A 13,176-nucleotide genomic window follows, 5' to 3' on the forward strand; every position below is an offset into this window, starting at 1 on the left:
CGGTGAGGGCCGCCGCACTTACGAGGGGGAGCCGGCGGCCCGGCCGCCTCTGGTGAGGCCGGCGGGTCCGGTCCAGGGGTTCCGGACGCATATATCCAACCGAATCGCCGCACAGGTACGGCAGAGTGCACGCCCCGTCACTGTGGGCACTTGTTTCGCACCCCGTGTGAAACGCGCTCCACTACCCTGGGCGGCACCGAGCCATCGGAGGGCCTGATGCAGCCCAACACCCTGCTCGACGCGATTCTCGACGAGGCCGGAATCTCCCATGCGGGCCTGGCCGCCCATGTCAATCAGATGGGCAAGGCCCGGGGTCTCGCACTCCGCTACGAACACACCGCGGTGGCCCGCTGGCTGAAGGGCCAGCGGCCGCGCGGCCAGGTGCCCGACGTGATCTGCGAGGTACTCGCGGCCCGCCTGCAGCGGACCGTGACACTCGACGACATCGGGCTCGGCGTGCCGGGGCAGCAGGCCTCGCCGGCCGCCACATCCCTGTCCGGGTTCGTGGAACGGGCCACCGCCTTATGGCGGTCCGACATGCAGCAGCGGCCGCACATCCTCGGCGCCGCCGCGGTGACCGGGACCCCGGCCGTGATGCCCGTCTGGGAGTGGGAGAACCCGCCGGAGGACGTGGACGTCTCACGCGGCGGCCGGCATCAGGTGAGCAAGTCCGATCTGGCCATGCTCAGTTCGGCCCGTACGCACTACGAGCAGATGTACCGCAAGACCGGCGGCGTCGCGACGCGCGCCCGCATCGTGGGCTTCCTCAACGCGGAGGCCGCGCCGCTGCTGCGCGGCAGCTACACGGACGCGACCGGGCGCCAACTGCACCGCGCCACCGGCGGGTTGGTGGCGATCGCCGGGATCTGCGCGTACGACTCCGACGCGCACGGGCTCGCGCAGCGCTACTTCCACCAGGCGCTCCGGCTGGCCAAGGCCAGCGGGGACAGGGGACTCGGCGCCTATGTGATAGCGCTGCTCGTCAACCAGTCGCTGTTCATCCGCGAGTACCGGCAGGCCGTCGCGTTCGCGGAGGCGGCGCTGCGGGCCGCGGGGCGGCACATCACACCCGCGCTCGCCGCGGATCTCTACGCGATGCAGGCGAAGGCGTATGCCCATCTCGGCGACGGCAGCAGCGCGTTGTTCTGCATCCGGCGGGCGGAGTCGGCGGCCGAGCGGATCCATCCGGGCCATGAGCCCGCCGAGACCGGCTATGTCCAGCCGGGTCTGGTGAACGTGCAGGTGGCCGAGGCCTTGCTGAGTCTTGGCGATCTCACGGCCGCGCGGATGCACTCGGCCGCTGCCGTGGACACCCCGGCCCATGACCGGGGGCGCGTGCACCGGCTCGCCGTGCTCAGCCAGATCGAGCTGCGGCGCGGTGAGGCGGAGGCGGCCGTGGCCACGGCGGTCGAAATGGCGCGGCAGGCCAGGGGAATGGAGTCGCAGCGCCTGCGCGACCGGCTGCGCGGGGTGCGCGAGCACCTTGTCCGCAGCGGCTGTTCCGGTACCGAGGAGGCTGCCGCGCTCATCGACGGGGCCCTGCGCGTGCCGCTGTGACGGGTGGGTGCCCTGCTCGTGTACGGCCGCCGTTCCGTGCGGCGCCGTGCCTCCGTGCGCCGCCGTGACCGGGCCTGCCGGCTGCGGACGCGCGTGCGATATTGCCATCTATCTCGGCGGAAGGTGGCAGAACCGTGCAGTGGACGAAACTATGCGAGCAAACTGTGTACCAAAACCGCTGGTTCCAGGTGAACTTGGCGGACGTCGAGCTGCCCGACGGGCGGCATCTCGATCACTTCCTCATCCGGTTGCGGCCGGTGGCCGTCGCCACGGTCGTCAACGAGGCCAACGAGGTCCTGCTGCTGTGGCGGCACCGCTTCATCACCGACAGCTGGGGGTGGGAGCTGGCGGCGGGAGTCGTCGAGGACGGTGAGGACCTCGCGGTCGCGGCCGCGCGGGAACTGGAGGAGGAGACCGGGTGGCGGCCCGGTCCCCTCCAGCATCTGCTCAGCGTCGAGCCCTCGAACGGTCTCACCGACGCCCGGCACCACATCTACTGGGCGGACGAAGGGACGTACACGGGCCATCCCGTGGACGACTTCGAGTCGTCCCGGCGCGAGTGGGTGCCGCTCAAGCTCGTGCCCGACATGGTGGCGCGCGGGGAGGTGCCGGCCGCCAACATGGCGGCCGCGCTGCTGATGCTGCACCACCTCCGGCTCGGCTGACGCTACCGCCCGAGCGCCTGCCACAGGGCCACCGCAAGGGCGCCGACCGCGGCGAGCGTGGCGACGGCGGCCAGTGGCCAGCGGCTGTGTTCGAGCGCGGTGATACGGGTGGCGAGGTCGTCGAGTTCCTTGGTGCTCTGTTCGTCGCGCTGGGTCAGCAGCGCCAAGTGGCCCTCGATGCGGGCGAGTCCCACATCGAGGTTCCGGCGCAACTCTGCGTGTTCGTCCTGGATCACGGGATGCTCGGGGTCGGGGGTCACGAGTCCGCTCCCTCCTCGGCTGTTCGTGGCTGGAAGTTGTCCGTGCGCAGCCATCCCTGTTCTGCGCACGGACAGTCAAGCGCCCAGGTGAGGGGCGCGGGAGCGTGTGCGCGGGGCATATGCGGGCCCGGCGTTCACACGGGTGCGAACGCTGTGGGCCCGGTATCCGAAGAGCCCCGCAGAGCCCGGCTCAGCGGCGGGAATCTGGCCGGAAGGATACGGAGAGTGGCCGAATCGGCAGGGGAGGCAGGGGAGTCGGGGCCCACGGGGGTGCGTGCGACGGGCGAGGGAATTTCCGGTTGACGCCGCGCGGTGCGCCGGATTGGGTGCAGGCATGTCAGACCTGCGTACGAACCTGCGGATCGAGAAGCCCGTGGACGACGCCGCGCTCGCCGACTGGCGCCGTGTCCACAACACCGTGATCCCCACCCACCCGCTCTCCCTGGCCGACGCACGCGACCGTTCCGTGCGGCACCGGCTCGAAGTCGCCTATCTCGACGGGGATCTGGTGGGCTGCAGTACCGTACGGCCGCCCGAGGAGGGCTCCCGTACCGCCACCGCGATCGCCCGGGTGCTGCCGGGACACCGCCGGCAGGGGTTCGGCGAGGAGCTCTACCGGCGCGCTCTCGCGCAGGCCCGGGAGCTGGGCGCCGAGGCTGTCGAGACCGTGGTCCTCGCGAGCAACGAGGACGGACTGCGCTTCGCCGTGCGGCGGGGCTTCACGGAGATCGAGCGCTATGTGCTGCCGGGGTCGATTGTCGAGTGGATCGACCTGCGGCTGGCGGACTGACAGACGCGAAGGGCCGCCGTCCCACCGGACAGCGGCCCTTCGCGTACGCGCCGTGCGACTCAGTACGTGTAGAACCCCGAGCCCGACTTCCGGCCGAGGCGGCCCGCGTCGACCATCCGCTGGAGCAGCGGGGGAGCGGCGTACAGGGGCTCCTTGTACTCGGCGTACATCGAGTCCGCGACCGAGTGCACCGTGTCCAGACCGATCAGGTCCGCCAGCTTCAGCGGGCCCATCGGGTGGGCGCAGCCCATCTCCATGCCGTTGTCGATGTCCTCGCGGCTCGCGATGCCCGACTCGAACATCCGGATCGCGGAGAGCAGATACGGGATGAGCAGCGCGTTGACCACGAAGCCGGAGCGGTCCTGCGCGCGGATCGCGTGCTTGCCCAGCACCTTCTCGACCGCGACCTGCGCCCGGGCGATCGTGCCCTCGGACGTGGTCAGCGCGGGGATCAGCTCGACGAGCTGCTGCACCGGCGCCGGGTTGAAGAAGTGGATGCCGATGACCTGGTCGGGTCGCGAGGTCGCGACGGCGAGCTTCACCAGCGGGATGGAGGAGGTGTTCGAGGCGAGGATCGCGTCGGGACGGGTGACGACCTGGTCGAGCACCTGGAAGATCTCCGTCTTCACCGCCTCGTTCTCCACGACGGCCTCGATCACGAGGTCACGGTCGGCGAACTCGCCCAGGTCCGTGGTGAAGGTCAGACGCGCCAGCGTGGCGTCCCGCTCCTCCTCGCTGATCTTGCCGCGCTCGGCGGCCTTCGCGAGGGAGTTGTGCAGCCGGGTGCGGCCGATCTCCAGGGCCTCGCCGGTGGTCTCGGCGACCTTGACCTCCAGGCCGGCGCGGGCGCAGACCTCTGCGATCCCCGCTCCCATCTGGCCGCAGCCCACCACTCCTACGCGTGCAATGTCAGCGATTGACGAGGTCTCCGTCACATCGTCCCTTTCGTGCATCCGGGTCGGACAGGAAGCCCGAAGAATCTGCGGCGCCTGCCCCGATGTGCCGACGTTACTCCGCGTTCACTGGTGTGCGGGCGGCCGGGGCGGCATGCTGTGGCACGTCCCACGGGACAACAGGTGCTGTCCGGGACTTCCGGACATTCATGACAATTCGATACAAGGGGTGGCGTACGTTGCGTATGACTCGCAGGAGTTTCACGGTGGCCGGTGCCGCAGCACTCTTCGGGGCAGGGCTCGCAGGGGATGCGGTCGCCGCCGAGCAGCGTCGCAGGCCCCGTAATACGGCCTTCCGCGGGATGTGGATCGCCACCGTCACCAATCGCGACTGGCCCTCCGCGCCCGGACTGTCCGCCGAGACCCAGCGCGCGGAGCTGATCGCGTATCTCGACGAGGCGGTACGCCGGAAGCTGAACGCCGTGATCTTCCAGGTGCGGCCCACCGCCGACGCGCTGTGGCCCTCCGACTTCGAGCCGTGGTCGTCGTACCTCACCGGCGTGCAGGGTCAGGACCCGGGCTGGGACCCGCTGGGCACCGCCGTGCGGGAGGCGCACCGCAGAGGGCTCGAACTGCACGCGTGGTTCAACCCCTACCGCGTCGCTACGCACGCCGACCCCACCAGACTCTCGCCCGGTCACCCGGCGCGGCAGCATCCCGACTGGCTCGTCACGTACGGCGGGAAGCTCTACTACAACCCGGGGCTGCCCGAGGTCCGCGACTTCGTGATGCGGGCGATGCTGGACGCCGTCCGCAAGTACCCCATCGACGCCGTGCACTGGGACGACTACTTCTACCCGTATCCGGTCGCGGGCCAGGTCTTCGACGACGACGCGGCCTTCGAGCGCTACGGCGGCGCCTTCGCGGACCGTGCGGCCTGGCGGCGCGACAACACGGACCAGCTCGTCCTGGGCATGGCGAACGCGATCCCCAAGGTGCGCAGGGGCGTGCAGTTCGGGATCAGCCCGTTCGGCGTGTGGCGCAACAAGGCGACGGATCCGCTGGGTTCGGACACCACGGCCGGTGTGCAGACCTACGACAACCTGCATGCCGACGTCCGCAAGTGGGTCAAGCGCGACTGGATCGACTACGTCGTGCCGCAGCTGTACTGGAACATCGGCTTCGCCCCCGCCGACTACGCGAAGCTCGTGCCCTGGTGGGCCGATGTCGTCAAGGGCACGGACGTGGACCTCTATCTGGGCGAGGCCCTCTACAAGGTGGCCGATCCGGCACAGCCCGCACCGTGGCAGGACCCCGGCGAGCTGTCCAGGCACCTCACGTACGCGGCCGGCTTCAAGCAGGTGCGCGGGCATGTGTACTTCGCCGCGCGTGAGGTGGTGGCCGATCCGATCGGTGCCGTGACGCGGGTCGTGGAGGACCACTACACGCGGCGTTGAGCGCTCGGCGCCGCGTGATCGTGTCGAGGGCTGGGCGGGCGGGAGCGTCCGCCCAGCCCTGTTCCGCTCAGCCCTGTTCCTCGTGGCGTACGACCGTATCCGGGCCCGGCGACATCAGACTCTCGTGACCGTCCTCGAAGCGGACCCGGAACGGCGGCGCGCCGTCCTGGCCGAGCACTTCGACGACCTCGGCGACGCGGTCGTGCTGCCCGACGGTCCGGCCGTGCACCAGCAGCTTGTCGCCCACAGTTGCGCGCATCGGGGGTGACCTCCTCCACCTGGTGGCAAGTGGGGTTGTGTGCTGCCAAGTCTAGGGCGGGTCGCGGAAGGTGGGCACCCCGTATGAACCCTGGGCAGAGGGGCCGCCGCCTACCCGCGTGCCCGCTGTGTCACCGCGATGCAGATGAGGACGGCGACGGCGGTCAGCGGGGCCGCGACGGTCATCGTCTCGCCGAGCAGCGAGACCGACCAGACCAGGGTGAGCAGGGGCTGTGCGAGCTGGAGCTGGCTTGCCTTCGGGATGCCGATCGCGGCCATCCCGCGGTACCAGACGACAAGGCCCACGAACTGCGAGCCCGCCGCCACCCACAGCAGGCCGGCGACGGCCTTGGCCGTCAGCTCCCACGGCTCGTACGCGAGCGCGACGGCGGACGCGGGGAGAGCGAGCGGCAGACAGGCCACCAGGGCCCAGCCGATCACCTGCCAGCCCGGCATCACCTTCGCGAGCCGCCCGCCTTCGGTGTATCCGGCGGCGCATACGAGCAGGGCGCCGAAGAGGTAGAGGTCGGCGGTGGTGAGGGCGCCGCCGCTCTGCTGCACGGTGAACGCGATCACGGCGGCGGCCCCGGCGCAGGCCGCCGCCCAGAAGGTGCGCGAGGGCCGCGCCCCTGTGCGCAGCGCCGACAGCGCGGCCGTGGTCAGCGGCAGCAGGCCGACGACGACCGCGGCGTGCGAGGTCGTGGAGGTCTGCAGGGCGAGGGTTGTGAGCAGCGGGAAGCCGATCACGACACCGCCCGCGACGACGGCCAGCGAGGCCCAGTGCGTACGGGCGGGCGGCTTGATCCGCAGCGCGAGGAGACAGCCGCCCGCGATCAGGCCCGCCAGCGCCATGCGCACGGTCACCAGGGACCAGGGGCCGAACCCGTCGAGGCCCCAGACGGTGGCGGGGAAGGTGAGCGAGAACGCGGTGACGCCCGCGGCCGCCAGGAGGACGCCGGTACGTGTGGTGTCGCGGCCGGTGCGGTCCTGCGGGGCGGGGGCCGACGGGGTGCGGTCCCGCGGGGCGGTGACCGCTATCGTGCTCGGCCGAGTAGCGCTATCCTGTGCTGTCATGCAACAGCGTAGCAGTGTGGGGGATTTGGCGGACAGCCTGCGGAGCGAGCTGGATCGCTACTCTCCGGGTGGAAAGCTTCCGTCGAGCCGTGCGCTGGTCGAGCGCTATCGCGTGAGCCCGGTGACCGTGTCGCGCGCCCTGGCGCAGCTGGCCGCCGAGGGGCTCGTGGTGACGCGGCCGGGCGCGGGCGCGTTCCGTGCGGAGACGCGGACCGCTACCGCGCCGGTGGGAGACACCTCCTGGCAGCAGGTCACCCTCACCGCACAGGCCGCGGCCGAACCGCGCGCGGTGGACGCCTCCGGAGTGCTGGCCTGTCTGGCCCAACCGCCCACCGGGGTCATCGAGTTCAACAGCGGCTACCTCCACCCCTCGCTCCAGCCCGAGCAGGCGCTCGCCGCCGCGCTCGGCCGCGCGGGCCGCCGGCCCGGTGCCTGGGGGAGGCCGCCGATGGACGGGCTTCCCGAACTGCGCGAGTGGTTCGCCCGCGGCTGCGGCGGCGCCGTCACGGCCGCCGACGTGCTGATCACCTCCGGCGGGCAGACCGCGCTCACCACCGCGATGCGCGCGCTCGCCGCGCCCGGCACCCCGGTCCTCGTCGAATCGCCCACCTACCCGGGTCTGCTGGCCATCGCCCGCGCTGCCGGACTGCGGCCCGTCCCCGTGCCGGTCGACACGGACGGGGTGCGGCCCGAGCTGCTGGCCGACGCGTTCCGCGCCACCGGCGCGAAGGTCTTCATCTGCCAGCCGCTCTTCCAGAATCCGACGGGTGCGGTGCTCTCCGCGGCCCGTCGGCCCGAAGTGGTCCGTACGGCACGGGAGTTCGGCGCCTTCATCGTCGAGGACGACTTCGTGCGCCGGCTCGCCCACGACGACAGCGGCCCGCTGCTTCCGCCGATGATCGCCTCGGATCCCGACGGGGTGGTGGTGCACGTCTGCTCGCTCACGAAGGCGACCTCACCGTCCCTGCGGGTCGCCGCGCTCGTGGCGCGCGGGCCGGTCCTGGAACGGTTGCGCGCCATCCAGATCGTCGATCACTTCTTCGTCCCACGGCCGCTGCAGGAGGCCACACTCGAACTGGTCGGCGCGCCCGCCTGGGGCCGTCATCTGCGCACGGTCGCCCACGAACTGCGGACCCGCCGCGACCACATGGCCGCGGCGCTGCTGCGCGAACTGCCCGCCCTGACGCTGCCGTACATCCCGTCCGGCGGCTACCACCTGTGGCTGCGGCTGCCCGACGGCACGGGCGGCGGCGCCGAGTCCGCCCTGGCCTCCGCGGCCCTGCGCGCGGGCGTCCAGATCACCCCGGGCCGCCCGTACTTCTGCGCCGAACCGCCCGCCGGTTACATCCGGGTGAGCTTCGCGGGGCTCGCGGGGGAGGCGGCGATCGCGGAAGGGGTACGGAGGCTGCGTACGGCGTGGGAAGAGGTCCTGGGGGCCTGAGCCCTCGGGGGCTTATCCGCTGGCCCTGCCCTGCCCGCGGATGCGAGCCTCGGGCCCATGACCGCCTACGAGATCGCCACCGACCCGGCCCGGCTCGACCCCGCGCGGATCCACCACTGGCTCTCCACCGACGCGTACTGGGCGCTGGGCCGCAGCCGCGAGAAGCAGGACAGCGCCATCGCGGGATCCCTCAACTTCGGGGCGTACGACCCGGTTTCCGGAGAGCAGGTGGCATACGCCCGAGTGATCACCGATCACGCCACCTTCGCGTGGCTCTGCGACGTGTACGTGGATCGCGCCGTACGCGGCAAGGGTGTGGGTGTCGCCCTGGTCGCCGCCGTACGCGACGAACTCGCGCCCTGTGGTCTTCGTCGCATCCTCCTTGCGACGGAAGATGCCCATGGGGTGTACGAGAAGCTGGGCTTCGAACCGCTCACGCACCCCGAGCGGTGGATGGCGCTCGGGCTGCAGTAGCCGATTTCGCTCACGGGTGGCTCTTGACCTGCGAAGCGGCGCGTTCCAACATCGCCGCATGCATGTTCGGGTCACGCTCATCACCGCCGCACGCAGCTCCTCGCTGCTCACCGAGCGGTTCGACGACGACCGGCCGCTCGACCAGGCCGGCTGGCACGAGCTGCAGCTCGCCGCGCACACGCTGGTGCCCTACGGCCGCGCCGACCTGCGCTACTGCTCGCCCACCCCGCGCAGCCGCGCGACCGGTGACGCCCTCGGCTTCTCGCCGATGGCCCAGCCCATGCTCAGCGACTGCGACATGGGCCGCTGGCGGGGCCGCACCCTGGCGGAGGTCACCGCACGCGAACCGGCCGCAGTGGACGCCTGGCTGGGCAACCCGCGCTCGGCACCGCACGGCGGCGAGACCCTGCTCGCGTTCATCTCACGCGTCGGCCGCTGGATGGACACCCGCCCGGTCGGCGACGGCGCGAGCATCGTCGCGGTAGCCGAACCGGGCGTGGTCCGCGCGGCCCTGGTCTACGCCCTGAAGGCACCCCCGGCCACGTACTGGAACATCGACGTCCCGCCACTGTCGACAGTCAACCTCACGGGCCACGCGGGCCGCTGGAGCCTACGGCTCACCGGGCACGCGGCCTGAGGCACGCGCCTCGGCGCGCAGTCTGAGGCACGCGCCCGCGGCACTTGGCCGTCACGACTCCGGCAGCAGTGCCTTCGCGTAGTTCGCCATCGAGCGGTTGTAGCGCGGGAGATGGCGGGACAGGGCGCCGACCGTCAAGGCGACTGCCTCGCGGGTGCGGTTCAGGTCCGTGAGGGCCAAGGCGAGGGTGCAGATCAGGGCGTCGTCGAGTTCGTCCGAGCCCTGTTCGCGTTCGGCGGTGAGCAGGGCGAGGCTCTCCTCGGGGCGGCCGAGGTTGCGGATCGAGCTGGACATCTGGATCACCGCGCGGCGGCGCCGGATCCCGGTGAGGCCCGCGTCGAGCGCCGCGCGGTAGTGCACCACGGCCTGGGCGGGCAGGCCGGTGGAGTCGTGCGCGGACCCTCGCTCGAACTCGGCGACGGGATGCCCGGCGGGCAGTTCGGAGGCCAGCTTCTCGATGCGCGCGCGGAACTCGGACGGCTCGTGGGTGTCGAGGGCGGCCCACAGGGACGCCGAACGCTCTTCCCACTCGGGGCTGGGTGTCGTGTCGGTGGTCATCGCCGAAGTATCACAGGGGTGTTGTGGGGTCGGTCGCCCCGGCCCCGGGCCCACGCGCATGGATGCGGGGTGCGGAACGGGAATGCCGAGGCCCCCGCCGCGTCAGCCCCGCGCCGCGTCAGCCCTTCACCTCGCCGCGCCCCACCTCAGCGCGCCGCCCGCCCCGCCACATGCGTAGGCGTGATCCGGATGACGATCCGCTGCACCTCCGGCGGCAGCGCGAGCACGGAGTCGCCCGCCCCCGGGCCGTCATAGCGCTCGTCGAGGTCGACGGCGAGGCGCCGCCCCACGTCCTCGGTGATCGTCACCGTGCCGCGGACCTCCACGTAGTTCTGCGGGTCGGCGGTGTCGTACACGGTGACGCTCACGCGTGGATCGCGCAGCAGGTTCTTGTGCTTGCGGCGGCCTGCCTGCGAGGGGATGACGAGGTCGTCGCCGTCCAGACCCACGTAGACCGGTGAGGTCTGCGGGCTGCCGTCGGGATTGAGGGTGGCCAGGATCGCCGGGTTCGGGTCGTCGAGCAGGCGGCGGGCCGCTTCGCTGAGGATCACAGACATGACCGGCAGCGTAGGACGTGGGGCGTGCGCCAGATCACGTGGGGCGGGCGGAGGCGGGCCCCGGTAGGCCCTTTCGGAACCCGGGGTCGGAAGAGATATCTTGATGTCGAGTAATCTCGACCGACGACGCAAGCAGACGACGCACGCAGACGTGGAGCGGAGCACCCGGTGACTGACTCGACCATCATCTATACGCACACTGACGAGGCCCCGGCCCTGGCGACCCATTCGCTCCTGCCGGTGATCCAGGCGTACGCCTCGACGGCCGGTGTGCGCGTCGAGACCCGTGACATCTCGCTGGCCGGGCGGATCATCTCGCAGTTCCCCGAGCACCTCGAGGAGGGCCAGCGCATCGCCGACGCCCTCGCGGAGCTCGGCGAGCTGGCCAAGACGCCCGAGGCCAACATCATCAAGCTGCCGAACGTCTCGGCCTCGATCCCGCAGCTGAAGGCCGCGATCGCCGAGCTGCAGGGCCAGGGCTACGCGCTGCCCGACTACCCGGACGACCCGAAGTCGGACGAGGAGCGCGAGATCCGCGCCCGCTACGACAAGATCAAGGGCTCGGCCGTCAACCCGGTCCTGCGCGAGGGCAACTCGGACCGCCGCGCCCCCGCCTCGGTCAAGAACTACGCGAAGAACCACCCCCACCGCATGGGCGCCTGGACCCCCGAGTCCAAGACGAACGTCGCCACGATGGGTGAGAACGACTTCGCCTCCACCGAGAAGTCGGCCGTCATCGCCGAGGCCGGCGCGCTGCGCATCGAGCACGTCGCCGCCGACGGCACCACCACCGTGCTGCGCGAGTCCGTCCCGGTCCTCGCCGGCGAGGTCGTCGACGCCTCCGTGATGCACGTGGCCGCCCTGCGCACCTTCCTCGACGCGCAGGTCGCCCGCGCCAAGGCCGAGGGCGTGCTGTTCTCGGTGCACCTCAAGGCCACGATGATGAAGGTCTCCGACCCGATCGTCTTCGGCCACGTGGTGCGCGCCTTCTTCCCGAAGACCTTCGGCCAGTACGGCGAGGTCCTCGCGGGTGCCGGTCTGTCCCCGAACGACGGTCTCGGCACCATCCTCAAGGGCCTGGAGTCCGTGCCGCACGGCCTGGGCGACGAGATCAAGGCCTCCTTCGAGGCCGAGATCGCCGCGGGCCCCGAGCTCGCGATGGTCGACTCCGACAAGGGCATCACCAACCTGCACGTGCCGTCCGACGTCATCGTCGACGCCTCGATGCCGGCCATGATCCGCACCTCCGGCCACATGTGGGGCCCGGACGGCCAGGAGGCCGACACCCTCGCGGTGCTGCCGGACTCCAGCTACTCCGGCGTCTACCAGGTCGTCATCGACGACTGCCGCGCCAACGGCGCCTTCGACCCGTCGACCATGGGCTCCGTACCCAACGTCGGCCTCATGGCGCAGAAGGCCGAGGAGTACGGCTCCCACGACAAGACCTTCGAGATCGCCGCGGCCGGCACCGTCCGCCTCGTCGACACCGCGGGCAACGTCGTCCTGGAGCAGGAGGTCGCCGAGGGCGACATCTTCCGCGCCTGCCAGACCAAGGACGCCCCGATCCAGGACTGGGTCAAGCTCGCCGTCACCCGCGCCCGCGCCACCGGCGACCCGGCCGTCTTCTGGCTGGACGCCAACCGCGCCCACGACGCCGTGCTGATCGAGAAGGTCACCAAGTACCTCGCCGACCACGACACCACCGGTCTGCAGATCGAGATCAAGTCGCCGGTCGAGGCCACCGCGTTCTCCCTGGAGCGCATCCGCCGCGGCGAGAACACCATCTCGGTGACGGGCAACGTGCTCCGTGACTACCTCACGGACCTGTTCCCGATCCTGGAGCTCGGCACCAGCGCCAAGATGCTCTCCGTCGTCCCGCTGATGAACGGCGGCGGCCTCTTCGAGACGGGCGCCGGCGGCTCCGCCCCGAAGCACGTCCAGCAGCTGGTCAAGGAGAACTACCTGCGCTGGGACTCGCTCGGCGAGTTCCTCGCGCTGGCCGTCTCCTTCGAGCACCTGGCCACCACCACGGGCAACGCCCGCGCCCAGGTCCTCGCGGACACCCTGGACCGTGCGACGGCCACCTTCCTGGAGGCCGACAAGTCGCCGACCCGTCGCCTCGGCGGCATCGACAACCGCGGCTCGCACTTCTTCCTGGCCCTGTACTGGGCCCAGGAGCTGGCGAAGCAGACCGCCGACGCGGACCTGGCGAAGGCCTTCGCCCCGCTCGCCGAGTCCCTCGCGGCGAACGAGCAGAAGATCGTCGACGAGCTGCTCGCCGTCCAGGGCAGCCCGGCCGACATCGGCGGCTACTACCAGCCGGACGTCACCAAGGCGTCCGCGGTGATGCGCCCGTCGGCCACGCTCAACGAGACGCTGGCGACGCTGGCGTAACGCCTGCAGCACCGATGGGGCCGCCCCGGCCGGAGTTCGCTCCGGCCGGGGCGGCCCTTTCGTATGCCCTCCCCGACTTGAGACGAGACGGATCGTCTTGTACGGTGAGGGCATGCGTCACTACTTCTTTCTCTGAGTCCGGGCCCGACCGCCGCTGCCGC

General features: G+C 71.2%; 14 protein-coding genes. 8 read left to right on the plus strand and 6 right to left on the minus strand.

Annotated features, from left to right (window positions below):
* Nucleotides 1-216: 216 nt before the first annotated feature.
* Together ACIBI4_RS11485 and ACIBI4_RS11490 are read left to right on the plus strand one after the other, a co-directional pair.
* The gene (locus ACIBI4_RS11485) at nucleotides 217-1,557 is read left to right on the plus strand and encodes a transcriptional regulator (RefSeq protein ID WP_399203494.1); all 1,341 of its coding nucleotides are present in this window, start codon (nucleotides 217-219) and stop codon (nucleotides 1,555-1,557) included.
* Nucleotides 1,558-1,691: 134 nt separating this feature from the next.
* Nucleotides 1,692-2,222: an NUDIX hydrolase gene (locus ACIBI4_RS11490; RefSeq protein ID WP_399203495.1), complete on the plus strand. Its 531-nt coding sequence runs from the start codon at nucleotides 1,692-1,694 to the stop codon at nucleotides 2,220-2,222.
* Nucleotides 2,223-2,224: 2 nt separating this feature from the next.
* On the opposite strand, the gene ACIBI4_RS11495 is transcribed toward ACIBI4_RS11490, so the two are convergent.
* On the minus strand, nucleotides 2,225-2,482 hold the full coding sequence (locus ACIBI4_RS11495; RefSeq protein ID WP_399203496.1) for a hypothetical protein: 258 nt from the start codon (nucleotides 2,480-2,482) through the stop codon (nucleotides 2,225-2,227).
* 334 nt (nucleotides 2,483-2,816) lie between these two features.
* On the opposite strand from ACIBI4_RS11495, the gene ACIBI4_RS11500 reads away from it, so the two are divergent.
* On the plus strand, nucleotides 2,817-3,272 hold the full coding sequence (locus ACIBI4_RS11500) for a GNAT family N-acetyltransferase (RefSeq protein ID WP_399203497.1): 456 nt from the start codon (nucleotides 2,817-2,819) through the stop codon (nucleotides 3,270-3,272).
* Between the two features lie 59 nt (nucleotides 3,273-3,331).
* On the opposite strand, the gene ACIBI4_RS11505 is transcribed toward ACIBI4_RS11500, so the two are convergent.
* Nucleotides 3,332-4,225, minus strand: coding sequence for a 3-hydroxybutyryl-CoA dehydrogenase (locus ACIBI4_RS11505; protein WP_399203498.1), 894 nt, complete (start codon nucleotides 4,223-4,225; stop codon nucleotides 3,332-3,334).
* A gap of 185 nt (nucleotides 4,226-4,410) precedes the next feature.
* On the opposite strand from ACIBI4_RS11505, the gene ACIBI4_RS11510 reads away from it, so the two are divergent.
* The gene (locus ACIBI4_RS11510) at nucleotides 4,411-5,622 is read left to right on the plus strand and encodes a glycoside hydrolase family 10 protein (RefSeq protein ID WP_399203499.1); all 1,212 of its coding nucleotides are present in this window, start codon (nucleotides 4,411-4,413) and stop codon (nucleotides 5,620-5,622) included.
* A gap of 67 nt (nucleotides 5,623-5,689) precedes the next feature.
* On the opposite strand, the gene ACIBI4_RS11515 is transcribed toward ACIBI4_RS11510, so the two are convergent.
* Nucleotides 5,690-5,881, minus strand: coding sequence for a DUF1918 domain-containing protein (locus ACIBI4_RS11515; protein ID WP_399203500.1), 192 nt, complete (start codon nucleotides 5,879-5,881; stop codon nucleotides 5,690-5,692).
* A gap of 110 nt (nucleotides 5,882-5,991) precedes the next feature.
* A complete protein-coding gene (locus ACIBI4_RS11520) occupies nucleotides 5,992-6,954 on the minus strand; it encodes a DMT family transporter (protein ID WP_399203501.1) in 963 nt (320 codons plus the stop codon).
* On the opposite strand from ACIBI4_RS11520, the gene ACIBI4_RS11525 reads away from it, so the two are divergent.
* The 3 genes from ACIBI4_RS11525 to ACIBI4_RS11535 are packed head-to-tail and all read left to right on the plus strand — an operon-like array spanning nucleotide 6,953 to nucleotide 9,506.
* Complete coding sequence (locus ACIBI4_RS11525) at nucleotides 6,953-8,395, plus strand: PLP-dependent aminotransferase family protein (protein WP_399203502.1); 1,443 nt, start codon at nucleotides 6,953-6,955, stop codon at nucleotides 8,393-8,395. The two genes, ACIBI4_RS11520 and ACIBI4_RS11525, sit on opposite strands and share 2 nt — an antisense overlap.
* Before the next feature lie 57 nt (nucleotides 8,396-8,452).
* A complete protein-coding gene (locus ACIBI4_RS11530; protein ID WP_399203503.1) occupies nucleotides 8,453-8,869 on the plus strand; it encodes a GNAT family N-acetyltransferase in 417 nt (138 codons plus the stop codon).
* 58 nt (nucleotides 8,870-8,927) lie between these two features.
* Nucleotides 8,928-9,506 (plus strand): histidine phosphatase family protein, encoded by a 579-nt coding sequence (locus tag ACIBI4_RS11535; RefSeq protein WP_399203504.1) that lies wholly within the window; start codon nucleotides 8,928-8,930, stop codon nucleotides 9,504-9,506.
* 51 nt (nucleotides 9,507-9,557) lie between these two features.
* Here the strand turns inward: ACIBI4_RS11535 and ACIBI4_RS11540 are convergent, their stop codons facing one another.
* The gene (locus tag ACIBI4_RS11540) at nucleotides 9,558-10,064 is read right to left on the minus strand and encodes a tetratricopeptide repeat protein (RefSeq protein ID WP_399203505.1); all 507 of its coding nucleotides are present in this window, start codon (nucleotides 10,062-10,064) and stop codon (nucleotides 9,558-9,560) included.
* Nucleotides 10,065-10,210: 146 nt separating this feature from the next.
* The gene (locus ACIBI4_RS11545) at nucleotides 10,211-10,621 is read right to left on the minus strand and encodes a PPOX class F420-dependent oxidoreductase (RefSeq protein WP_399203506.1); all 411 of its coding nucleotides are present in this window, start codon (nucleotides 10,619-10,621) and stop codon (nucleotides 10,211-10,213) included.
* A gap of 168 nt (nucleotides 10,622-10,789) precedes the next feature.
* Here ACIBI4_RS11545 and ACIBI4_RS11550 point away from each other — a divergent pair, with 168 nt between their 5' ends.
* Nucleotides 10,790-13,015, plus strand: a complete 2,226-nt coding sequence (locus ACIBI4_RS11550) for an NADP-dependent isocitrate dehydrogenase (RefSeq protein WP_399203507.1) — start codon at nucleotides 10,790-10,792, stop codon at nucleotides 13,013-13,015.
* Nucleotides 13,016-13,176: the final 161 nt, after the last annotated feature.

The sequence above is a fragment of the Streptomyces sp. NPDC050418 genome, from assembly GCF_044458745.1.
GTDB lineage: Bacteria > Actinomycetota > Actinomycetes > Streptomycetales > Streptomycetaceae > Streptomyces.